Below are 20,744 nucleotides of genomic sequence, written 5' to 3'. Positions count from 1 at the left end.
GTTCGGCTGGGACGTCACTTGCCCGTTGCCTGCTTCGCGAAGCTGTCCTCGACGATCGAGTCGAGGGCGTCCGCGACGGCCTGCTCGCCGCCGGCGACGTCGCCGGAGTCGACGATCACCGGCGCGATCTTCTCGAGGACCGCGAGCTGGTCCTCACCGGGCACACCCGAGACATCCAGGTTCGAGCGCTCCTGGATGACGGTGGCGGCGACCTCGGGGGCGATGCCGGCGGCCTCCGCGAGCAGCGCCGCGGTCTCCTCCGGGTGCTCAAGGGCCCAGGCGCGGGCCTCCTCGTACGCGTCGACGACGACCTGCGCCACGTCGCCGTGGTTGTCGATGAACTCCTCGGTCGCGTTCAGGAACCCGTACGTGTTGAAGTCGACGTTCCGGTAGATGAGCTTCGCGCCCGACTCGACTTCGGCGGCCGCCATGATCGGGTCGAGGCCCGCCCACGCGTCGACCGAGCCGCCCTCGAGGGCCGCGCGGCCGTCGGCGTGCTGCAGGTTCTGCACCTCGACGTCGTCGACCGACAGGCCGGCCTCCTCGAGCGCCTGCAGCAGGAAGAAGTACGGGTCGGTGCCCTTCGTCGCGGCGATCGAGGCGCCCTCGAGCTGCTCGGCCGAGGTGATGTCGCTGTCCGCGCCGACGACGATCGCCGACCACTCGGGCTGCGAGTAGATGTCGATGACCTTGATGGGCGAGCCGTTGGCGCGCGCGAACAGCGCGGCCGAGCCGGCGGTCGAGGCGATGTCCGCCGATCCGGAGCGCAGCAGCTCGTTCGCCTTGTTCGATCCGGCGGACTGCACCCACTCGACGGTGACGTCGTCGCCGAGCGCCTCCTCGATGAGACCCTGGTCCTTCACGACAAGGCTGAGCGGGTTGTAGGTCGCCCAGTCGACGGTGACCGTGTCGGTCGACCACTCGCCGGGGGCTTCGGCACCGGAGGCGTCGGCGGGAGCCGCGGCGTTCTCACCGGCAACGCATCCCGTGGCGAGCATCGCCATGGCGCCCGTGAGGAGGATCGCGGGGGCTGTGCGGCGGATGACGGTGCTCATCGGTTCTCCTTGGATGCGAGCTGGTGGTGATGGGTGGGCACGCCGAGTCCCTCGAGGAGGGTGGCGCGCAGGTCCGCGAGCGTGCGGTCCGCACGGTCGCGAGGTCGTGTTCCAGGGACGGTGACGACCCGGGCGATGGATCCGGCGGACGCGGCCGGCGCCGGAGGCGCCAGGTGCCGCTCGACGGCGGCGGGCAGCGCCGCACCGGATGCGCCGATGCCGGCGCCCGAGCCGAGGGCGAGCACGCGCGCACGGACCTCGGCCGCCGGGGCATCGACCGCGGGGGCGTGCAGCGAGCGGAGCAGCAGCACCCGGTCGCCGAGGTACAGCGCCTCCTCGACGTCGTGGGTGACGAGCACGATGGTCGTCGGCTGCGCCGCGTGGATGTCGAGCAGCAGGTCCTGCATGCGCAGGCGGGTGAGCGCGTCGAGCGCGCCGAACGGCTCGTCAAGCAGCAGCACGTCGGGGTTGCGGGCGAGCGCGCGGGCGAGCGACGCCCGCTGCGCCATGCCGCCGGAGACCTCGCGGGGGCGCTGGTCGGCCGCGTGGTCGAGGCCCACGAGGTGCAGAAGCTCGCGCACGCGCTCGCGTCCGGCGCGCCGGCCCGCGCCGCTGCGCTGGGTCTCGCGCGGCAGGCCGAGCTCGACGTTCTGGGCGAGCGTGCGCCAGGGAAGCAGGCGCGGCTCCTGGAAGGCGACGGCGGTCCGCTCGTCGGTGTCGCTGATCGACGTGCCGTCGACCGCGATGGAGCCGGTGCTCGGGGCGTCGAGGCCCGCGATGAGGCGCAGCAGCGTCGACTTGCCGCAGCCCGAGGGGCCGATGACCGACAGGATCTCGCCGGGCGCGATCCGGATGTCGACGCCCTGCAGCACCTCGCGGGTGCCCGTCGGCGACGCGAACGCGCGGCCGACCTCCGTGAGACTCACGGCGCCGGCCCCGGCACGCGTCGACGCAGCGGTCTCTGGCACGGCGACGGCGGAGGGCATGAGCACAATGCTTGCGTTTTGTGTCTCGGCTCACGAATCCGGGTGCAACATTGCGACACAGTCCGCCCATTCGGGCAGATCGGCGGTAGATGGGGTTCCGGCGGGTGTCACCCGCAGGCGGTCGATCGGCAGCTCGTCACCGAGCAGCGCCTCACGCGGCCCGCGGTGGTGGATCCCACATCCAGCGCAGCGGCGAGCGGGATCGCAGCTCCACCGGCGGCCCGCCGGGCGGGTGGAGCACGAACGGTCCGAGCGCATCGCGGGTGATCCGATGCCCGCGGTGATGGAGGTTCATGTGGTGGAACCGGCACAGCAGCACCCCGCGGCCGACGTCGGTGCGACCCTTGTGCGCGGACCATTCGTCGATGTGATGCGCCTCGCAGTAGGAGGCCTGCATCCCGCACCCCGGCCAGGTGCATCCGCCGTCGCGCACCGCCAGGGCGATGCGCTGCTTCGGCGTGAACAGCCGCTGCTCCCTGCCCACATCCAGAGGGTTCCCGCACGAGTCGACCGTGACCTCCCTCACCCCGGTGTCGCAGATCTGCTGCTCGACCGCCGGCGCGGGCAGCGGATGCCCGCCGTCCTCGGTGTGCCCGACCGGGGCGCCCTTCACGATGACGACTCGCACGCCGGGCTGCCGGGTGCCGAACACCTTCTCGGCGTCGGCGACCGCCCCGGCGCGCAGCACACCCAGGATCACGTCATAGGCGAGCTGCTCGTTGGAGCGCGGATCCTCCACCAGCGCCTTTGCCCGCTCCCGTTCTGCAGAGTCAACGAACCGTGGACCTCCTCGCCGCGGACGCATCGCCGCGGCGATCACCGACCGCAGCAGGGCGGCGCCGTCATCGTCGAACGCGAAGGACGCCCGCTGGACGCCGTCGGCATCGGTCCACATCCGGAACGACCGGCGCTCGAACCGCGCCAGGAACCGCTCCTCCGCGCCCTCCGGGTCGAGCCCATCCCGCACGCTCTGCGCCGCGAGGCGCAGGTCCTCGACAGTGCGGTGCGGCACCTCGAGCAGCAGCTGCTCGCACGCGAGGCGCCAGACGTCCACCGCTCCCTCGGGCGGAACCCCGAGCCCGCGGAGGATCGCGTCCATCTGCGCCGCGGTGCACGCTCCCTCCCGCAGCGCGCGATCCAGGCACTCGTGCCACGTCTCCACCGGCCCGGCGGCGTCGTCCGGCGAAGCATCGGCAACGCCCTCCAGCAGGGCCTGCCCAATCCGCACCTGCCGGGCCGCGTCCGCCTTCGACCCGCCCGACAGCCCCTGCACCATCTCGACCGCGTTGCGGTGCCCGCGCGATTGCGCCAGCCCGCCGTGCCCGTCCGCCGGCCGCGACCGCGACGCGGCCACGCCCGCCGCGACGGCCTGGATCCCCTGACCGAAGCGCACGAGGTCTGCCCCGGCCCGCATCAGCGCGATCACCGCGTCGTCCGGAAGCGCCCTCACCGCGGCGGCATCCGGCACCGTCATCGACGTCACAGCGTCGACGCGGCCCTGCAGCTCGGTGAGGAAGTCCATGCTGCAATTCAACCGCGGACCACCGACATTCTCCCAGGTCAGCGGAGAGAACCGCTCATCCGTGGATAACCCCGCCCGACCCGATCCTGTGGACGAGAGGCCCGGCCCGCAGCCGCCCGCAGAACGAGAAACGGGGCCGGATCCCGAAGGATCCGACCCCGTGTCAGTCAGTCAGCTGAGGATCAGCGACCGGCCAGCTTCTCGCGCAGCGCGGCGAGGGCCTCGTCGTCGGCAAGGGTGCCGGCGCCGGCCGACTCCGAGCTGAACGACTGGCCGGCGGCGAACTCGTCGCCCGCCTCTGCCTCTGCCTCGATGGCCTTGGCGACCTGCGTCTTGTGCTGCTCCCAGCGAGCCTGAGCAGCGGCGTACTCCTGCTCCCACTTCTCGCGGGCCTCGTCGAAGCCCTCGAGCCACTGGTTGGTCTCGGGGTCGAAGCCCTCGGGGTACTTGTACTCGCCGTTCTCGTCGTACTCGGTGACCATGCCGTACAGCGCCGGGTCGAACTCGGTGCCGTTGGGGTCGACCATCTCGTTCGCCTGCTTGAGCGAGAGCGAGATGCGGCGACGGTCGAGGTCGATGTCGATGACGCGGACGAAGACCTCTTCGCCGACCGACACGACCTGCTCGGCGAGCTCGACGTGCTTGGCCGACAGCTCCGAGATGTGCACGAGGCCCTCGATGCCGTCCGCGACGCGGACGAACGCACCGAACGGAACGAGCTTGGTGACCTTGCCCGGCGTGATCTGACCGATCGCGTGGGTGCGGGCGAAGACCTGCCACGGGTCCTCCTGCGTCGCCTTGAGCGACAGCGAGACGCGCTCGCGGTCGAGGTCGACCTCGAGGATCTCGACGGTGACCTCCTGGCCCACCTCGACGACCTCGGAGGCGTGCTCGATGTGCTTCCACGAGAGCTCGGAGACGTGCACGAGGCCGTCCACGCCGCCCAGGTCGACGAACGCACCGAAGTTGACGATCGACGAGACGACGCCCTTGCGGACCTGACCCTTGTGCAGGTTGTTCAGGAACTGCGTGCGCGTGGCCGACTGCGTCTCCTCGAGGAGGGCGCGGCGCGACAGCACGACGTTGTTGCGGTTCTTGTCGAGCTCGAGGATCTTGGCCTCGATCTCCTGGCCGAGGTACGGCGTGAGGTCGCGGACGCGGCGCAGCTCGATGAGCGAGGCCGGCAGGAAGCCGCGGAGGCCGATGTCGACGATGAGGCCACCCTTGACGACCTCGATGACGGTGCCGGTGACGACGCCGTCGTTCTCCTTGATCTTCTCCACGTCGCCCCAGGCGCGCTCGTACTGCGCGCGCTTCTTCGACAGGATCAGACGGCCTTCCTTGTCCTCCTTCTGGAGAACGAGGGCCTCGACGACGTCACCGACGCTGACGACCTCGTTGGGGTCGACGTCGTGCTTGATGGAGAGCTCGCGCGAGGGGATGACACCCTCGGTCTTGAAGCTCACGTCCAGCAGCACTTCGTCGCGGTCGATCTTGACGATCGTGCCCTCGATGATGTCGCCGTCGTTGAAGGACTTGAGGGTCTTCTCGACCGCGGCCAGGAAGTCCTCAGCAGAGCCGATGTCGTTGATCGCGACCTGCTTGGTGGCCGGGGCGGTCGTTGCGTTAGTCATGTAGTGGGTTGTCCTTGTTGGAGGTTTTCTCGGGCCTTGGCTCGGTCTCACACCCCCGGATGTCCGGACGCGCGGGACCACGGTCGAGCCGCGGCAGTTGGATTGTGTTCGTACGTCTCGCGTGGGTCCGTTCCGGGACAGCCCGGACGACGCGCACACGCGTGACAGTCCAGGGTACCAGAATCGGGGGTCCGGATGCCGAACGCATCGGCCTCTCGTCCACAGTCCCGCCGCCTGCGACTCTATCCCCGACAGCCGCCGGATCGCCCCACGCGCGAGCCTGCCCGTGCCTACCGTGGCGACATGTTCTCCTCACAGAGCTCACGCTTCTCCACCGTCGACGTCATCCCGGTCCACAGTCCGGATGACGCCTGGACATTCCGGATGCTGAGCCACGCCCCGATCCACACCGTTGCGCGGGCGATGCAGATGGTCACCGGTGGCGAAGACGAGTGGCTCGCGCTCAGTGAGTCCTGGACACCGCTCGCCGATCTGCGACGCGTCGGGTGGGGCTGGGAAGACGCGGGGCTTCACGTCGCCGAGCCCGCCGAAGGGCGATACCGGATCGTCGTGAGCGGCTCGGAGCCAGCCCACGTCGGCGACTCCGCCGTGCGCCTGCTGCGGTGCGGCCAGCCGTCCCGCCGTCCGGACGTCGCGTGGTGGGACGAGCCCACGCCCGTCGACCCGGCGCTGCTGCAGCACGACTTCGACATCGAGTTCGGGTTCGTGCCCCGCCTCGCCGATCCGTGGCACTCGGGCGCGGCACCCCTGGACTCGTCGCTCGCCGGCCTTTTCGCCCTCCTGCTCCCACCCGACCGCGTGGCGATGGAGTCGCATCTCCAGGAGCGCGGACTGCTGCACCCCGAGCCCCTGCGACCAGCGGAGCTCAGCGCTCTCACCGCGGCTTTCGCGACCGCCCTGGACGCAGTCGGCGAGGGCCTGGCACAGGGCCCGGATGGGCGCCTGCCGGCCCGCTTCACCGAGGAACTCGCACACACGCTGGCCTGGGACCGAGCACCCGCTGCCGGCTTGACGGACGCCGCGTGGCGCCTTCGACTGCTCCGCAGGCTGCAAGGACAGGTGCTCAGGACGAGAAGGGGTCGGTTCGCGGACAAGCGCAGCCGGCTGGACATCAGCACGGCCGTGCTCGAGTTCAGCCAGCGCGACCGCTGGTACGCATCGCCGATCCCGCCGGCGGCGACGCTCGCCCTGGTCGCCGTCGCGGACGGCGTGGGGACACACCTCTCGGAGGTCACCTCGCTGCTCTCGGCGCCGATCGCTGCGCTCGACCGAGACTGCGACGCGGCGACGGAGGTGCTCGATCGGCTCGCGCTCCTGAGCGCTCCCGGCGCGTATGGCGTGATCACCCCCGAGATGCGCCGCCTCGCGAATCACGTCGTCCTCCGCTCCCCGCGCACGTACTTGTACTGAGCGGCAGACGCCGATGTTCTACAATGAAGCACATGGAGCACATCGGCATCCGAGAGCTCAAGCAGAACGCGTCGGCCGTCGTCGCGCGCGTGGCAGCGGGTGAGACCGTGGTCGTCACCGACCGCCGACGGCCGGTCGCGCAGCTCTCGTCGCTGCCGCAGTCCCCGCTGGATCAGATGAGAGCCGCCGGCTCGGTCCGCCCCGCGCGTCGTCGCTTCGCCGCCCTCTCCCTGCCCGGTGGCGACGTCGACCCCGACAGCACCGCGACGGCAGCGCTGATGGCGATGCGCGACGAAGAGCGGTACTGACGGGATGGTGCACTATCTCGACACGTCCGCCTTGGTGAAGCTCGCGTGCCGCGAGGCGGAGAGCGATGCCCTGCTCGAATGGGGCAGATCGCAGGATGATCGCACCCTCATTAGCTCGGACCTCGCCCGCACCGAGCTGATGCGCTCGCTGCGCCGCGCGGATCCCGACGCGACCCCGCAGGCACGCCTCGTGCTGGACAGCCTCGCGCTGATCGCGCTCACTCCGCAGATCCTGGACGCCGCGGGCCGCCTCGATCCGGTGTCACTGCACAGCCTCGACGCGATCCACCTCGCGGCCGCACTCGCGGTCGGGGATGAACTCGATGGGATCGTGACCTACGACGCCCGGCTCGCGGATGCCGCCCGCTCGGTCGGCGTCACCGTCATCGCGCCGGCGTGACCTCGTCGGGTCCGGATGCCGGTCATCCCCCGCTCAGGACGCTCAGCGCCACCACCGCCGCGGCGGCCGACCAGGCCTGCGGGCGGCAGGCCGCGGGGTACGGTGCAGGAGCGAGGGTCTCCGACAGCGGATCCCCGCTGTGGAGTTCGGGGATGCGGTAGTCGAACGCGGCCGCCGCGGCCAGCATTCCCTCCGTGACGGTGCGCGCCTCGTCGTGCAGCCCGGCGCGCAGCATGCCGTGGGCGGCGATCGCGGTGTCGTGGGTCCAGACGCTCCCGCCGTGGTACGACAGCGGCCAGTATCCGGATGCCCCGGTCGACATCGTGCGGATCCCGAAACCCGAGGCCATCGTGTCGCCCAGCAGCAGGGATGCGACGTGGCGCTCGTCCTCCGGGTCCAGGATGCCGGTGCCCAGCAGATGCCCGATGTTGCTGGTGAGCGTGTCGACGGGGCGCTTGTCGCGATCCAGGGCGACGGCCGGGTACCTCCCTTCCGGGGTCTCGATCCAGTACGCCCGCGCGAAGCCCTCGCGCAGCGCCGCCGCCCAGTCGCGCAGGTGCGCGGTCGGCTCGGCCCTGTCGGAGAAGTGATCGAGGATGTCTGCGCCCGCGAGCGCCGCCTCGTACGCGTACCCCTGCACCTCGCACAGCGCGATCGGGCCCCGAGCGAGGGCGCCCTCCCGCTGCTGGATCGAGTCGCCGGAGTCCTTCCACCCCTGGTTCGCCAGGCCCCGGCCCGAGCGGTCGAGGTAGTCGATGAACCCGTCGCCGTCGCTGTCGCCGTGCTCGACGAGCCACGTGAGCGCGCGACGCAGCGCCGGCAGGAGCGCCCGCACCTCGTCCTCGGGCATCCCGGCGCGCCAGGCATCCGCGAGCAGGCAGATCCACAGCGGCGTCGCGTCCACGCTGCCGTAGTAGCGCGGCGGCAGCACGACCTGCTCCCCCGGGATCTCCAGGCTCGTCGCCCGCAGCTCGTGCAGGATCTTGCCTGGCTCCTGCGCCGACGCCGGATGATCCTCGGTGCCCTGCAGTCGGGCGAGCACCCGCAGCGTCGACGCCGCGACGCCGACGTCGATCGGCAGCAGCAGCCGCGCGGTCCAGATCGAGTCCCGGCCGAACAGCGTGAAGAACCACGGAGCGCCGGCGGCGTAGAAGTCGTCCTCGGGATGGTCCGGGAGCGCGAGGCGGAGCGCATCGAGGTCGTCGAGCGCGGTCCGCAGCCACCGCGCGAGGCGCGGCGCGGTGCCGAGCCAGGATGCGGCGAGCGCGCTCGCATCCCACGGGGCGGAGCGCTCGGGCGCCCGCACCACGAGGGCGTCGTCCGCGAGGGCAACGCTCCAGGACGCCTCGGCCTCCCCGCCGGCGGATGCGCGGACGCGCCATTCGACGTCGACCACGCCCTCCCCCAGCCGGACCGCGCCGTCGCCCGCGGTCAGGGCGAACCGCTGCGGCCCGGCCCTGACCACGGCCGAGCCCTCTGCGACGCTCATCTCGAACGCCGCGGGGGCGACGTCACCGGCTTTGACCGCGTGCAGCGATGCGAACTCGGGACGCACCCTCACGCGCAGCGTCGCCTCGACGGGCACGTCGCGTCCGTTCCGCAGCACAAGGCGCTCGCGCATCGCGCCCGCCTCCACGACGCGCTCGCGGGTCAGGCGCACACGCGGGTCCGGCATCGCGTCGTCGATCCCGCGCAGCAGGCCGGAGAACACCATCCGCGAGGCGCCCTGGCGGGTCGACCCGATCCACTCGATCGGAGACTCGTCGCAGGTGAGCTCGGCCGAGCGGATGTGCCGGACGTCGCCGTGGAAGACACCGTCGATCGGCGCCCCTCCCATGGACCCGTCCGACCCCGACCAGACCTGGGTCGGGGCGCGCAGCACGATCTCGCTGTCGTGAAGCAGTGGCTGCCACAGCGCCGCATCCGACGTCATTCCCTCACTGCTCCTTCATCACGGTCAGGCCGCCGGCGTCGCGGTGAGCGTCCGGATCGACTCGCTGCCCTCTGCCAGCATGCGGTACACCCGCTCATAGCCCGCCGCCATCACCGGCAGGTCGAAGCGCTGCTCGGCATCACGACGGCAGGCAGCGGGGTCGATTTCCGCGGCGCGCCCGACCGCCTGCGCCAGCGCGTCCACGCCGTCGACGACGAAGCCGGTCTCGCCATGGCGCACGATCTCGGGGACGCTTCCTCGCGGCGTCGCCACGACGGGCGTGCCGCACGCGAGCGCCTCGGCCATGACCATCCCGAACGGCTCCTCCCACTGGATCGGGAAGAGCAGGCACGCGGCCATGGCGAACAGCTCGCGCTTGAGGGACGCATCCGCCTCGCCCAGGTACTCGGCATCCCGGCCGAGCAGCGGCCGCACCTCACGCTCGAAGTAGTCCCGCTCCGCCGCCTCGGACAGCTTTCCCGCAAGCAGGATGCGGCGCCCCGCCCGCCGCGCGGCCTCGATCGCGAGGTGCGCGCCCTTGTCGGGGCTGAAGCGTCCGATCCAGAGCACAACGTCGCTCTTGTTCTCACGGAAGGGGAAGCTCGCCACGTCGATGCCGTTGTGCACGGTGCCGACCCAGTTGAGCCCCGACGCCTGGTGGCGCTGCGCGTGGGAGATCGCGACCAGATCGATCGAGGAACCCAGCCGGCGGAAGTAGTCGCCGTTCTCGCCCGCGACGGGCCCGTGCATCGTCGCGACGGTCGGGATGTCCCGGCCGCGAGCGAGCAGCGGCCCGGCCGCCGAGTTGTCGTGCACCACGTCGAGGTCGAGGTCATCGAGCGCCGCGGCGGCCTCCGCGGCGAGCACGAGCTCGGGCATCACGCTCGAGCCGAGCAGATGGGACGGCGGCTGGTCGTACACGCGCACGTGCCGCCGGGCGCGGGTGCGCGGCTCCCCCGACGCGACGAGCGTGACCTCATGCCCTCGGTCGACGAGCTGATCCACAAGGCTCGCCACGACGGCCTCCGTCCCGCCGTACCCTCGCGGCGGCAGCTCGAACCAGGGTGGTGCGACCATCCCGATCCGCAGCGGGCGTCCCGAGTTCCCCTCGTGGATGGATCCCTCTCGTTCGACGATCAGCGACATGCGCGGTCCTCCTCCTCATCAGCGCGTCGCGGGCGGGTGAAGGCTCTCGGATCGAGCCGAATCATTGCCAGATTACGAAGAGCAAACCTCCTTGCGCAAATGGAGGTTTGTTCGCGCTTGGAGTCGCAGAACCCTCGAACAGTCCCGACGCCCGTCGTAGCATGGACGGACGGATGGGATCACGGCGATGACGGAACCGACGAACAGGAAGCAGGCCGAAGGCGGGCCGCTGCAGGACGACGACGCGCCGTTCTACACGATCGGCCAGGTGTCGGCGCTGCTGGGGATTCCGCCGGCCGCGCTGCGCCGCCTCGACGACCAGGACATCGTGTCCCCCGAACGCTCGGACGGCGGTCAGCGCCGCTACTCGCGGCTCGAGGTGGAGCAGCTTCGAGAGGTGCTCGACCTCACGGACGAGGGCGTCACCCTCGCCGGGGTGCGCAAGGTGCTCGCCCTGCGCCGACGCGTCGAATCGCTCGAGGACGAGCTCGCCGGGCTCCGCGGCCGCGACGAGCAGCAGACGTCCTCGGCCTGACGCGGTCGGGCACCCCTTCCCCCGCGCGGGAGGCCGCTGCCGCGCTAGGGTTCTCGCAGGATCACCTTGGGGGAGGCGATCGCTCGGACTCTCCCGGGACATCCGCCACGTCCAGCATCGCTCCGAGGAGTCCTCATGTCCCTCCCTCCCAACGACGGCAACGTCCCGCCGGTTCCCCCTGTGCCGCCGACCCCGCCGACTCCCGCGGCCCCCGACTACACCTCGGCGGATTACACCCCGCCCGCCTACACGCCGCCGACGTACACGCCGCCCCAGTACAACGCTCCCGGATCGTCCGAGCCCACGCCCGAGCAGCCCGAGGCCACTGCCGCGCAGGAGCCGGCCGCGCAGGAGCCGGCGACGCCGGAGCAGCCCGCCGCCCCGCAGGAGCCCGACGCGACCGTTCCCCCGGCACCCGCCGAGCCGACCTACGCCGCTCCCGCCGAGCCGACGTACTCCGCTCCCGGGGCACCGGCGTTCCCGGGCGCCCAGGCCCCGTACTCGCCTCCGGCCCCGGGCCAGGGCTACCCGCAGAGCTCCGTGCCGCCGTACGCGCAGCCGACGCCGCCGGCGCAGGGCTACCCGGGCGCCCCCGGCGGCTCCGGTGGCGCGGGCACTCCCTACGGCGGTGTGCCGTACAACGGGGCCCCGATGGCGCCGCCGGCCCCCGGCAAGGGCCTGGCGATCACCGGCCTCGTGCTGGGCATCCTCGGCTTCCTCGGCGCGCTGATCCCGTTCGGCATCTTCGGTGCGGGCCTGCTCCTGCTTGCCGCGCTCGTCATCGGCATCATCGTCCTGGTCAAGAAGAAGCCCGGCAAGGGAATGGGCCTGACCGCCGTGATCCTCGGCGGCCTCGGCCTCATCGCCGGTATCGCCATCACCGTCGCCGTCTCGAGCTTCATCGCCGACCAGGTGCGCAACGCGCCCAACGGGATCCTGGAGCAGGCGTGCGACGACGCCGGGCTGACGCAGGAGGAGTGCGACGAGATCTACGGGCAGGGAGACGGACCCGCGACCGACCCCGGCATCGATGAGGGTGGAACGACCGACGGGGAGGACGGCGCCGGCGTCGTCGCCGGATCCGTGGAGTTCGGCGAGACCGCGTTCGGCACGCGCGGCCCCGACGATGACTACTACTGGTTCACCGTCGAGGTGACCAACGCCGACGAGGCGAACGCGCTCGAGAACTTCTATGCGAGCGTCGAGGCGGTGGACGCCGACGGCACGATCCTCGACAGCTCGTCGATCGGCGGCATGCTGCTGCCGGGCACGACGATCTACACGGGCATCTTCTCGCAGATCGGCGACAACGAGATCGCGAAGCTCGATGTCCTTCCGGAGGAGGGCTTCGGGTCGGAACAGGTCGAGATGAGCGGCGCGTTCGCCGTCGAGGGCCTCGAGGCCGTGACCGACGAGTACTCGACCACCGTCACGGGCACGATCACCAGCACATTCGCGGAGGACCACGACAGCCTCGACCTGACGCTCATCGCGCGCGACGCCTCGGGAAAGATCGTGCTCGCCGATCAGGGCTACACCGACCGGGTTCCCGCCGGCGGATCGGCGAACTTCGAGATCTACCTGATCGACCCGATGCCCGAGGGGATCACCTACGAGGTGTACCCGCACATCTGGTGACGGGTCACACCGCGCAGCGGATGCAGCGGGTCGCGGTGGGGCGCGCCAGCAGGCGCCCCGCCGCGATCGGCTCGCCGCACACCTCGCACACGCCGTAGGTTCCGGCGTCGATGCGGGCGAGCGCCGCGTCGATCTCCTGCAGCTCGCGTCGGGCGGCATCGCTCAGGCCGCTCAACCGCGACCACTCCCCCGACAGCGTCGCCCCCTCGGGGTCGTGCTCGTCGTCTGCGGTCGCGTCGCCTCGCGCCGCCGCCACTCCCGACAGGTCGCTCGCGCGTGCGGCGAGGCGCCGCAGCGCGTCGGATCGCCGCTCGAGCAGCCGCTCGCGCGCGGCTTCGGACCCCTCGGACATGCGGATCAGCCTACGCCGGGCCTCCCCCGCGCCCGGCGCCCACCGGGGCATAGTCGTCCGGCGTCAGCGGCCGCACGCCGTCGTCGTGCAGCAGGAACTGCGCGCGCAGCGGCACCTCCTGCAGCCGGAGGGCCTCCGCCATGGCGGCCGCCCAGGCGAGCTCCTCGCGCTCGAAGTCGGCCGTGCCCTCGCGCTCCCACACCAGCACGAGCGCCGCGGCACCCACGGCCTCGAGCACGAGGGGCATCCGCGCCGCGATCAGGTGCGCCGCGGTGACGGGCCCCAGGTCGTCGACGATGTTCGGCTCGTGCGGATCGTGGGGGAAGTCATCCGTCGGCATGATCGCCTCGCTGAGGCGGTCGTCCTCGTCCAGGAACAGCAGCCACAGCTGGCGCCGGATCGCGCCGGCGAGCAGGAGGCCGATCAGCTCCTCGAGGTGGGCATCATCCAGCGGCTCCTCGCGGAGCTCGTTCATGCGGCGCTCGTCCGCTTTCGTGTACGTCATGGAGCGATCCTGACGCGCACACGCGACCCGGATCCGGGATCCGCGCACCCGGGGACGCCTTCACCGGTGGATGTCCCCTGTGGACGAATGAGACGACCCCCGCACCTTGTGGGTGCGGGGGTCTTGTTCCTGCTCAGATAGAGCGGTCTCGTCAGCGAGCGGCAGAGCCCTCGACGTAGTCCTCGTCGGTCTGCTTCCAGGCGAACAGGGCGCGGAGCTCCTTGCCCGTGGCCTCGATGGGGTGCCCCTGCTCCTTCTCGCGCAGCGCGAGGAACTCCTGCGCGCCGTTGTCCTGGTCCTCGATGAAGCGCTTGGCGAACGCACCCGACTGGATGTCCGCGAGGACCTCCTGCATGCGCGCCTTCGTGCCGGCGTCGATGACACGGGGGCCCGAGACGTAGTCGCCGAACTCGGCCGTGTCGGAGATCGACCAGCGCTGCTTGGCGATGCCGCCCTCCCACATCAGGTCGACGATGAGCTTGAGCTCGTGCAGCACCTCGAAGTACGCGATCTGCGGCTGGTAGCCGGCTTCGGTGAGCACCTCGAAGCCCGCCTGCACGAGGTGGCTCATGCCACCGCAGAGCACCGCCTGCTCGCCGAACAGGTCGGTCTCGGTCTCCTCCGTGAAGGTCGTCTTGATGACGCCCGCGCGGGTGCCGCCGATGGCCTTCGCGTACGACAGCGCCACATCCCAGGCCTGGCCGGAGGCGTCGCGCTCGACCGCGATGATGTCCGGGATGCCGCGGCCCGCGACGAACTCGCGGCGCACGGTGTGGCCCGGCGCCTTCGGCGCGACGAGGATCACGTCGACACCGTCGGGAGCCTCGATGTAGCCGAAGCGGATGTTGAAGCCGTGCGCGAAGGCGAGCGTCTTGCCCTCGGTCAGGTTCGGGGCGATCGACTCGGAGTAGATGCCGCGCTGGTGCTGGTCGGGGGCGAGGATCATGATCAGGTCGGCCCACGCGGTGGCGTCGGCGACGTTCTTGACCTCGAAGCCCTCCTCCTGCGCCTTGGCGGTCGACTTCGACCCGTCCTTCAGCGCGATGGCGACCTCGACACCCGAGTCGCGAAGGTTCTGCGCGTGGGCGTGGCCCTGCGAGCCGTAACCGACGATCGCGACCTTCTTGCCCTGGATGAGCGACAGGTCGGCGTCCGCGTCGTAGAAGATCTCGGTGCTCACGGTGGTGGTTCTCCTTGGGTTGGGGTGTGGGAAGTTCGTGACGGTCGCTTCGGCTCGCTTCGCTCGCTCAGCAACCGGAAGCGGGTCAGCCGCGCATCACGCGTTCGGTGATGGACTTCGAGCCGCGGCCGAGAGCCACGAGGCCCGACTGGGCGAGTTCGCGGATGCCGAACGGCTCGATCGCCTTGAGGAAGGCGTCGACCTTGCCCTTGTCGCCCGTGATCTCGATCACGAGGGCATCCGGCGCGTAGTCGACGACGCTGCCGCGGAACAGGTTCACGACCTCGAGCACGTTCGAGCGCGAGGCGTTGTCGGCGCGCACCTTCACGAGCATGTGCTCGCGCTGGACGCTCGACGACGGATCGAGCTCGACGATCTTGATCACGTTGATCAGCTTGTTCAGCTGCTTGGTGACCTGCTCGAGGGGAAGCTCGTCGACGTCGACGACCACGGTGATCCGGGACAGGCCCGGCACCTCGGTCACGCCCACGGCGAGGGACTCGATGTTGAAGCCGCGGCGCGCGAACAGGCCGGCGACGCGGGTCAGCAGACCGGGCTTGTCCTCGACGAGGAGGCTCAGCACGTGCGTCGTCATGTCAGTCGTCCTCCGAGAACGCCGGGGCGTGGTCGCGTGCGTACTGCACGTAGCTGTTGCTGACGCCCTGCGGCACCATCGGCCACACCATCGCGTCGGCGCTCACGACGAAGTCGATCACGACGGGGCGGTCGTTGGTCTCGAGGGCCTTCTGGATGGCGGCATCCACGTCCTCCGCCTTCTCGACGCGGATGGCCAGGCAGCCGTACGCCTCGGCGAGCTTCACGAAGTCGGGAACCCGGATCGACTCGTGCCCCGTGTTCAGGTCGGTGTTCGAGTAGCGGCCGTCGTAGAACAGCGTCTGCCACTGGCGCACCATGCCGAGCGACGAGTTGTTGATGATGGCGACCTTGATCGGGATGTTGTTGATCGCGCAGGTGGCGAGCTCCTGATTGGTCATCTGGAAGCAGCCGTCGCCGTCGATCGCCCACACCACGCGCTCGGGCTGGGCGACCTTCGCGCCCATGGCGGCGGGCACCGAGTAGCCCATCGTGCCGGCGCCGCCGGAGTTGAGCCACGAGTTCGGGCGCTCGTACTTGATGAACTGCGCCGACCACATCTGGTGCTGTCCGACGCCCGCGGCGTAGATGCCCTCGGGGCCGGTGAGCTCGCCGATGCGGCTGATCACGTACTGCGGCGCGAGCAGGCCGTCGGTGGTCGGCGCGTAGCCGAGCGGGTACTGGTTCTGCAACCCTCGGAGGTACGCCCACCACTCGGAGGTGTCGGCCTTGTCGCCGATCGCGTGGAGCGCGGCGTCGAGGTCGACGAGCACGTCCTTCAGGTCGCCGACGATCGGCACGTCGGCCGTGCGGATCTTCGAGATCTCCGCGGGGTCGATGTCGACGTGCACGACCTGCGCGTTCGGGGCGAACAGCGCGGCCTTGCCGGTCACGCGGTCGTCGAACCGCGCGCCGAGGGCGACGATGAGGTCGGCCTCCTGCAGCGCGAGCACCGCGGGCACCGTGCCGTGCATGCCGGGCATGCCGAGGTGCTGCGGGTGCGAGTCGGGGAACGCCCCGCGGGCCATCAGCGTGGTCACCACCGGAGCGCCGCTCGCCTCGGCGAGGGTCTTCAGCTCCTCCGCGGCCCGGGCGCGGATCACGCCGCCGCCGACGTAGAGCACCGGCTTCTGCGCCTGCGCGAGCAGCGCGGCCGCGGCCTGGATCTGCTTGCCGTGCGCCTTGAGCACCGGCCGGTAGCCCGGCAGGTCGATCTTCGGCGGCCACACGAACGGCGCCTCGTTCTGCTGGGCGTCCTTCGTGATGTCGACGAGCACGGGCCCGGGGCGGCCGGTCGAGGCGATCTCGTACGCCGCGGCGATCGCGGCGGGGATCTCCGCGGCGTTCTTCACGAGGAACGAGTGCTTGGTGATCGGCATGGTGATGCCGACGATGTCCGCCTCCTGGAACGCGTCGGTGCCCATGAGCGTCGAGAACACCTGCCCGGTGATCGCGAGCAGCGGAACGGAGTCCATGTAGGCGTCGGCGATGGCGGTGACGAGGTTCGTCGCGCCGGGACCGGAGGTCGCGATGCACACGCCGACCTTCCCGGCGGCGGCCGCGTAGCCCTCGGCCGCGTGACCGGCGCCCTGCTCGTGCCGGACCAGGATGTGGCGCAGCTTCTCGGCCGACATCAGCGGGTCGTACACGGGCAGGATGGCGCCGCCGGGCAGGCCGAAGACGTCGGTGACGCCGAGCAGCTCGAGCGAGCGGACGACGGCCTCGGCACCCGTGATGACGGGGGCCGACGGAGCGGCGGGACGGGACGCGGGAGGCCGCGGGAGGACCTTCGCCGCGTCGCCGGACGTCACGGAATGGAACGTGGAATCGGACGGCATGGTGATGCTTCCTTGAAGTCGGGTCGATGGATCCGCGTGAAGGGACGCGGATCAGCCGGTCGTCGCGCCCTCCGCTGCGGAGCGCACGAGTCGCGAGTACTTCGCCAGAACGCCTCGGGTGTAGCGCGGGGGCAGGGGCTCCCAGCCGGAACGGCGGGATTCGAGCTCTGCGTCGTCGACGAGTAGGTCGAGAGAGCGAGCCGCGATATCGACCCTGATCAGATCACCATCGCGCACCAGGGCGATGGGACCACCGTCCACCGCCTCGGGTGCAACATGGCCGATGCACAGTCCGGTTGTGCCGCCTGAGAATCGACCGTCCGTCAAGAGTAGTACATCCTTGCCGAGCCCTGCGCCCTTGATGGCCGCCGTGATGGCGAGCATCTCGCGCATGCCGGGGCCGCCCTTGGGGCCCTCGTAGCGGATGACGACCACGTCGCCGGCCTTCACGGTTCCCTCGGCGAGGGCGTCCATTGCGGCCCGCTCGCGCTCGAACACGCGAGCGGGGCCCTCGAACACCGAGGCGTCGAATCCGGCCGTCTTCACGACCGCGCCCTCGGGGGCGAGCGATCCGTGCAGGATCGTGATGCCGCCGGTCGCGTGGATCGGGTTGTCGAAGCCGTGGATGACCTCGCCGTCGATCGGGTCGGGGTTCAGGTCCTTCAGGTTCTCGGCGAGCGTCTTGCCGGTGACGGTGAGCGCGTCGCCGTGAAGCAGGCCCTCGTCGAGCATCGCCTTCATGATCACGGGGATGCCGCCGTGACGGTCGACGTCGTTCATGACGTACTTGCCGAAGGGCTTCATGTCGGCGACGTGCGGCGTCTTGTCGCCGATGCGGTTGAAGTCGTGGAGCGTGAGGTCGACCTCGGCCTCGCGGGCGATCGCCAGGAGGTGCAGGACGACGTTCGTCGAGCCGCCGAGCGCCATGGCGAGGGCGATCGCGTTCTCGAACGACTCCTTCGTCAGGATGTCCTTCGTCGTGATCCCCTGGCGCAGCAGGTTGACGACGGCCTCGCCGGAGCGGTGCGCGAAGTAGTCGCGGCGGCGGTCGGCGGCGGGCGGCGCGGCGGAGCCGGGGAGGCTGAGGCCCAGGGCCTCGGCGACCGACGCCATCGTGTTCGCCGTGTACATGCCGCCGCAGGCACCCTCGCCGGGCGCGAACGCGCACTCGATGCGCTTGAGGTCCTCCTCGCTCATGAGGCCCGCGCGGCACGCGCCGACGCCCTCGAACGAGTCGATGATCGTGATGTCCTTCTCGGTGCCGTCCGACAGCTTCACCCAGCCGGGCGCGATCGATCCGGCGTACAGGAAGACGCTGGACAGGCCGAGGCGGGCGCTCGCCATGAGCATGCCGGGGATCGACTTGTCGCAGCCGGCGAGCAGCACGGTTCCGTCGAGGCGCTCGGCCTGGATGACGGTCTCGACACTGTCGGCGATGACCTCACGCGAGACGAGCGAGAAGTGCATCCCCTCGTGGCCCATCGAGATGCCGTCCGAGACGGAGATGGTGCCGAACTGCAGCGGGTAGCCGCCGCCCGAGTGCACGCCCTCCTTGGCGCCCTGCGCCAGGCGGTCGAGGCTCAGGTTGCAGGGGGTGATCTCGTTCCAGCTGGAGGCGATGCCGATCTGCGGCTTCGCCCAGTCGGCGTCGCCCATCCCGACCGCGCGGAGCATTCCTCGCGAGGTGGTCGCCTCGATCCCGTCGGTGACGACGCGGCTGCGGGGCTTGATGTCGGGCGTAGAGGACGGTGTTGCGAGGTCGACCATGTCGGCAGTCTATGCCCGGTGCGGAGGGGCTCCCGTCCGCCCGGACAAAGCGCCCTACGACGCACCGACGGCGCCTTCAGGATGCTCGCGCGACGGCCAGAGCGGTGAGCAACTCGGCGAGTTCGAGGGGGTCGGCGACCCGCACCTTGGCAGCCGTCTCGCCCTCCCCGACGCGGATGCCGAGGTCGCCCTCGCCCAGGCTGCGCAGGGCGTCCTCATCCGTCACGTCGTCCCCGGCGAAGACCACGGCCGTCGCCCCGGTCTCGGTCCGCAGGCGCGCGATCGCCGTGTCCTTGCCTTCATGCCGCCAGGCGTATTCGACGACGTTCTTGCCCGTGCGGCGACGCCACTCCGGGGCGCGTTCGGCCACCAGCGCGTCGACGAGCGACTGCGCGCGGGCGGCGTCCTGCTCCTGGGCCAGGCGCGTGTGCAGCGCGAAGCCATAGGCCTTCGGCTCGACCCAGGCGCCGTCGATTCCCTCGACGGCGCGCTCGACGTCGGCGACCAGGGCATCGGCGACGCCCGCGCGCTCCACGACGTCCGCCATGGGGACGTCGTCCGCGACGATCTCGATCCCGGCCGGCCGCCAGTGCTCGGCCCCGTGCGAGCCGGCGAGCCACACGACCGAGTCGTCCGCGTGCTCGCCGATCACCCGCAGATCCGTGAGCTGGCGACCGGACACGAACGCGACGGTCGTGGCGGGCGCCGCCGCAAGCCGGCGCACCGCCTCCGCCGCCTCAGGCAGCGCCCGGACCGCCATCGGATCGTCGCCGAGGGGAGCCAGCGTGCCATCGAAGTCGAGGGCGACCAGCAGTCTCTCCGTACGCGCGATCTCCTCGACGGCGGACGTCCACGCGGGGGCCATGGGGTTCCTCCTTCGGCTCAGCGACGAGCGTTACGCGCCGTGCGGATCTTGTCGATGTCGTTGAGGATGTCGTGCGACCAGTCCTCGACGTCGTGTTCGAGGACACGGCGGCGCAGCGCGCGCATCCTGCGGGACTGCTCCCCCGGCGACATCTCGACGGCGCGCATGATCAGGTCCTTGAGGCCGCCGATGTCGTGCGGATTCACGAGCAGGGCGCTCGTGAGCTCGTCCGCCGCTCCGGCGAACTCGCTCAGCAGCAGCACGCCGGTGTTGTCGGTGCGGGCGGCGACGTACTCTTTGGCGACGAGGTTCATGCCGTCGCGCAGCGCGGTGACGAGCATCACGTCGGCCGCGAGGTAGAGCGCCACCATCTCCTCGCGCGGGAAGCCCTGGTGCAGGTAGCGGATCGCCGTGTGGTGCATTGTGTCGTAATCGCCGTTGATGCGGCCGACGGTCAGCTCGATCTCGTCGCGCAGCTCGGCGTAGGCGTCGACCCGCTGCCGCGACGGGCTCGCGACCTGCACGAGCGTGGCGTCGCCGACCGTGAGCCGCCCGTCCTGAAGCAGCTCGCCGAACGCCTTGAGGCGGTGGCGGATGCCCTTTGTGTAGTCGAGGCGGTCGACGCCGAGCAGGATCGTCTTGGGGTTTCCCAGCTGCTCGCGGATCTCCACCGCGCGAGCCCTGACCTTCGGATCCTGGGCGAGCTCGATGTAGGACTGGGCGTCGATCGAGATCGGGTAGGCCTTCGCGATCGCGACCCGCGAGTCCTCTTTGCCGTCCTGCGGCGAGGTCACAACGATCTCGTTCGAGCGCGTCGTGTGGTGGAGCACCCGCCGCACGCTGCGCTGGAAGTTCCCGGCGTCGGCCTGTCGCTGGAATCCGATGACGTCGGCGCCGAGGAGGCCCTCGAGCACCTGACGCCGCCACGGGAGCTGTGAGTACAGGCCGTATGCGGGGAACGGAATGTGGTGGAAGTAGCCGATGGTGACGTCCGGACGGAGTTCGCGGAGCAGCTTCGGAACGAGCTGCAGCTGATAGTCCTGCACCCAGACGAC

19 protein-coding genes are annotated in these 20,744 nt (G+C 70.8%); 5 read left to right on the top strand and 14 right to left on the bottom strand.

Features of this window, described 5'->3' with window-relative positions; genetic code table 11:
* Positions 1–14: 14 nt before the first annotated feature.
* The 4 genes from ABD161_RS03965 to rpsA all read right to left on the bottom strand — a co-directional run bounded on the left by ABD161_RS03965 (position 15) and on the right by rpsA (position 5,197).
* Positions 15–1,055: an aliphatic sulfonate ABC transporter substrate-binding protein gene (locus tag ABD161_RS03965; protein ID WP_343999885.1), complete on the bottom strand. Its 1,041-nt coding sequence runs from the start codon at positions 1,053–1,055 to the stop codon at positions 15–17.
* The gene (locus tag ABD161_RS03960) at positions 1,052–2,041 is read right to left on the bottom strand and encodes an ABC transporter ATP-binding protein (protein WP_343999883.1); all 990 of its coding nucleotides are present in this window, start codon (positions 2,039–2,041) and stop codon (positions 1,052–1,054) included. The genes ABD161_RS03965 and ABD161_RS03960 overlap by 4 nt, the downstream gene beginning before the upstream one ends.
* Before the next feature lie 151 nt (positions 2,042–2,192).
* Positions 2,193–3,563: an HNH endonuclease signature motif containing protein gene (locus ABD161_RS03955; RefSeq protein WP_343999881.1), complete on the bottom strand. Its 1,371-nt coding sequence runs from the start codon at positions 3,561–3,563 to the stop codon at positions 2,193–2,195.
* 182 nt (positions 3,564–3,745) lie between these two features.
* Positions 3,746–5,197, bottom strand: coding sequence for a 30S ribosomal protein S1 (gene rpsA, locus ABD161_RS03950; RefSeq protein WP_343999879.1), 1,452 nt, complete (start codon positions 5,195–5,197; stop codon positions 3,746–3,748).
* A 303-nt stretch (positions 5,198–5,500) separates the two neighbouring features.
* Here rpsA and ABD161_RS03945 point away from each other — a divergent pair, with 303 nt between their 5' ends.
* Genes ABD161_RS03945 through ABD161_RS03935 form a run of 3 tightly spaced genes read left to right on the top strand, consistent with a single transcriptional unit; the run spans position 5,501 to position 7,336 of the window.
* Complete coding sequence (locus tag ABD161_RS03945) at positions 5,501–6,628, top strand: hypothetical protein (protein WP_343999877.1); 1,128 nt, start codon at positions 5,501–5,503, stop codon at positions 6,626–6,628.
* A gap of 32 nt (positions 6,629–6,660) precedes the next feature.
* Positions 6,661–6,936, top strand: a complete 276-nt coding sequence (locus ABD161_RS03940) for a type II toxin-antitoxin system Phd/YefM family antitoxin (RefSeq protein WP_343999875.1) — start codon at positions 6,661–6,663, stop codon at positions 6,934–6,936.
* A gap of 4 nt (positions 6,937–6,940) precedes the next feature.
* Positions 6,941–7,336: a type II toxin-antitoxin system VapC family toxin gene (locus ABD161_RS03935; protein ID WP_343999873.1), complete on the top strand. Its 396-nt coding sequence runs from the start codon at positions 6,941–6,943 to the stop codon at positions 7,334–7,336.
* A 22-nt stretch (positions 7,337–7,358) separates the two neighbouring features.
* Here the strand turns inward: ABD161_RS03935 and ABD161_RS03930 are convergent, their stop codons facing one another.
* Both ABD161_RS03930 and ABD161_RS03925 read right to left on the bottom strand, forming a co-directional pair.
* On the bottom strand, positions 7,359–9,269 hold the full coding sequence (locus ABD161_RS03930) for a glycogen debranching N-terminal domain-containing protein (RefSeq protein WP_343999871.1): 1,911 nt from the start codon (positions 9,267–9,269) through the stop codon (positions 7,359–7,361).
* 24 nt (positions 9,270–9,293) lie between these two features.
* Positions 9,294–10,415, bottom strand: a complete 1,122-nt coding sequence (locus tag ABD161_RS03925) for a glycosyltransferase family 4 protein (protein WP_343999869.1) — start codon at positions 10,413–10,415, stop codon at positions 9,294–9,296.
* A 187-nt stretch (positions 10,416–10,602) separates the two neighbouring features.
* On the opposite strand from ABD161_RS03925, the gene ABD161_RS03920 reads away from it, so the two are divergent.
* Both ABD161_RS03920 and ABD161_RS03915 read left to right on the top strand, forming a co-directional pair.
* A complete protein-coding gene (locus tag ABD161_RS03920; RefSeq protein ID WP_135113644.1) occupies positions 10,603–10,950 on the top strand; it encodes a MerR family transcriptional regulator in 348 nt (115 codons plus the stop codon).
* Between the two features lie 135 nt (positions 10,951–11,085).
* Positions 11,086–12,588 (top strand): DUF4190 domain-containing protein, encoded by a 1,503-nt coding sequence (locus ABD161_RS03915; protein ID WP_343999866.1) that lies wholly within the window; start codon positions 11,086–11,088, stop codon positions 12,586–12,588.
* 4 nt (positions 12,589–12,592) lie between these two features.
* Here the strand turns inward: ABD161_RS03915 and ABD161_RS03910 are convergent, their stop codons facing one another.
* The 8 genes from ABD161_RS03910 to ABD161_RS03875 all read right to left on the bottom strand — a co-directional run.
* Positions 12,593–12,940: a TraR/DksA family transcriptional regulator gene (locus ABD161_RS03910; RefSeq protein WP_343999864.1), complete on the bottom strand. Its 348-nt coding sequence runs from the start codon at positions 12,938–12,940 to the stop codon at positions 12,593–12,595.
* Positions 12,941–12,950: 10 nt separating this feature from the next.
* Entirely contained in the window at positions 12,951–13,445 is a 495-nt protein-coding gene (locus ABD161_RS03905) for a hypothetical protein (RefSeq protein WP_343999863.1), read from the bottom strand.
* 151 nt (positions 13,446–13,596) lie between these two features.
* Positions 13,597–14,625 (bottom strand): ketol-acid reductoisomerase, encoded by a 1,029-nt coding sequence (ilvC, locus tag ABD161_RS03900; RefSeq protein ID WP_135113458.1) that lies wholly within the window; start codon positions 14,623–14,625, stop codon positions 13,597–13,599.
* Between the two features lie 85 nt (positions 14,626–14,710).
* Complete coding sequence (gene ilvN / locus ABD161_RS03895; protein ID WP_135113456.1) at positions 14,711–15,220, bottom strand: acetolactate synthase small subunit; 510 nt, start codon at positions 15,218–15,220, stop codon at positions 14,711–14,713.
* Position 15,221: 1 nt separating this feature from the next.
* A complete protein-coding gene (locus ABD161_RS03890; protein WP_343999859.1) occupies positions 15,222–17,057 on the bottom strand; it encodes an acetolactate synthase large subunit in 1,836 nt (611 codons plus the stop codon).
* Between the two features lie 51 nt (positions 17,058–17,108).
* Complete coding sequence (ilvD, locus tag ABD161_RS03885) at positions 17,109–18,824, bottom strand: dihydroxy-acid dehydratase (RefSeq protein ID WP_343999857.1); 1,716 nt, start codon at positions 18,822–18,824, stop codon at positions 17,109–17,111.
* 76 nt (positions 18,825–18,900) lie between these two features.
* Positions 18,901–19,689 carry a trehalose-phosphatase gene (gene otsB, locus ABD161_RS03880; RefSeq protein WP_343999855.1) on the bottom strand — a complete coding sequence of 263 codons (789 nt, stop codon included), beginning with the start codon at positions 19,687–19,689 and terminating at the stop codon, positions 18,901–18,903.
* A gap of 17 nt (positions 19,690–19,706) precedes the next feature.
* Positions 19,707–20,744 (bottom strand): alpha,alpha-trehalose-phosphate synthase (UDP-forming) (locus tag ABD161_RS03875; RefSeq protein ID WP_343999853.1); only part of this gene is annotated, 1,038 nt, incomplete at its 5' end.

Origin of the sequence: Microbacterium paludicola, from assembly GCF_039529675.1 — a bacterium.
Lineage (GTDB): Bacteria > Actinomycetota > Actinomycetes > Actinomycetales > Microbacteriaceae > Microbacterium > Microbacterium paludicola.
This window is presented reverse-complemented; position numbering and strand designations above follow the sequence as displayed.

Excerpts from the sequence above, each read along its gene's own strand:
- ABD161_RS03965 (WP_343999885.1), bottom strand. The coding sequence starts at position 1,055 with ATGAGCACCGTCATCCGCCGCACAGCCCCCGCGATCCTCCTCACGGGC.
- ABD161_RS03960 (WP_343999883.1), bottom strand. The coding sequence starts at position 2,041 with ATGCCCTCCGCCGTCGCCGTGCCAGAGACCGCTGCGTCGACGCGTGCC.
- ABD161_RS03955 (WP_343999881.1), bottom strand. The coding sequence starts at position 3,563 with ATGGACTTCCTCACCGAGCTGCAGGGCCGCGTCGACGCTGTGACGTCG.
- rpsA (WP_343999879.1), bottom strand. The coding sequence starts at position 5,197 with ATGACTAACGCAACGACCGCCCCGGCCACCAAGCAGGTCGCGATCAAC.
- ABD161_RS03945 (WP_343999877.1), top strand. The coding sequence starts at position 5,501 with ATGTTCTCCTCACAGAGCTCACGCTTCTCCACCGTCGACGTCATCCCG.
- ABD161_RS03940 (WP_343999875.1), top strand. The coding sequence starts at position 6,661 with ATGGAGCACATCGGCATCCGAGAGCTCAAGCAGAACGCGTCGGCCGTC.
- ABD161_RS03935 (WP_343999873.1), top strand. The coding sequence starts at position 6,941 with ATGGTGCACTATCTCGACACGTCCGCCTTGGTGAAGCTCGCGTGCCGC.
- ABD161_RS03930 (WP_343999871.1), bottom strand. The coding sequence starts at position 9,269 with ATGACGTCGGATGCGGCGCTGTGGCAGCCACTGCTTCACGACAGCGAG.
- ABD161_RS03925 (WP_343999869.1), bottom strand. The coding sequence starts at position 10,415 with ATGTCGCTGATCGTCGAACGAGAGGGATCCATCCACGAGGGGAACTCG.
- ABD161_RS03920 (WP_135113644.1), top strand. The coding sequence starts at position 10,603 with ATGACGGAACCGACGAACAGGAAGCAGGCCGAAGGCGGGCCGCTGCAG.
- ABD161_RS03915 (WP_343999866.1), top strand. The coding sequence starts at position 11,086 with ATGTCCCTCCCTCCCAACGACGGCAACGTCCCGCCGGTTCCCCCTGTG.
- ABD161_RS03910 (WP_343999864.1), bottom strand. The coding sequence starts at position 12,940 with ATGTCCGAGGGGTCCGAAGCCGCGCGCGAGCGGCTGCTCGAGCGGCGA.
- ABD161_RS03905 (WP_343999863.1), bottom strand. The coding sequence starts at position 13,445 with ATGACGTACACGAAAGCGGACGAGCGCCGCATGAACGAGCTCCGCGAG.
- ilvN (WP_135113456.1), bottom strand. The coding sequence starts at position 15,220 with ATGACGACGCACGTGCTGAGCCTCCTCGTCGAGGACAAGCCCGGTCTG.
- ABD161_RS03890 (WP_343999859.1), bottom strand. The coding sequence starts at position 17,057 with ATGCCGTCCGATTCCACGTTCCATTCCGTGACGTCCGGCGACGCGGCG.
- ilvD (WP_343999857.1), bottom strand. The coding sequence starts at position 18,824 with ATGGTCGACCTCGCAACACCGTCCTCTACGCCCGACATCAAGCCCCGC.
- otsB (WP_343999855.1), bottom strand. The coding sequence starts at position 19,689 with ATGGCCCCCGCGTGGACGTCCGCCGTCGAGGAGATCGCGCGTACGGAG.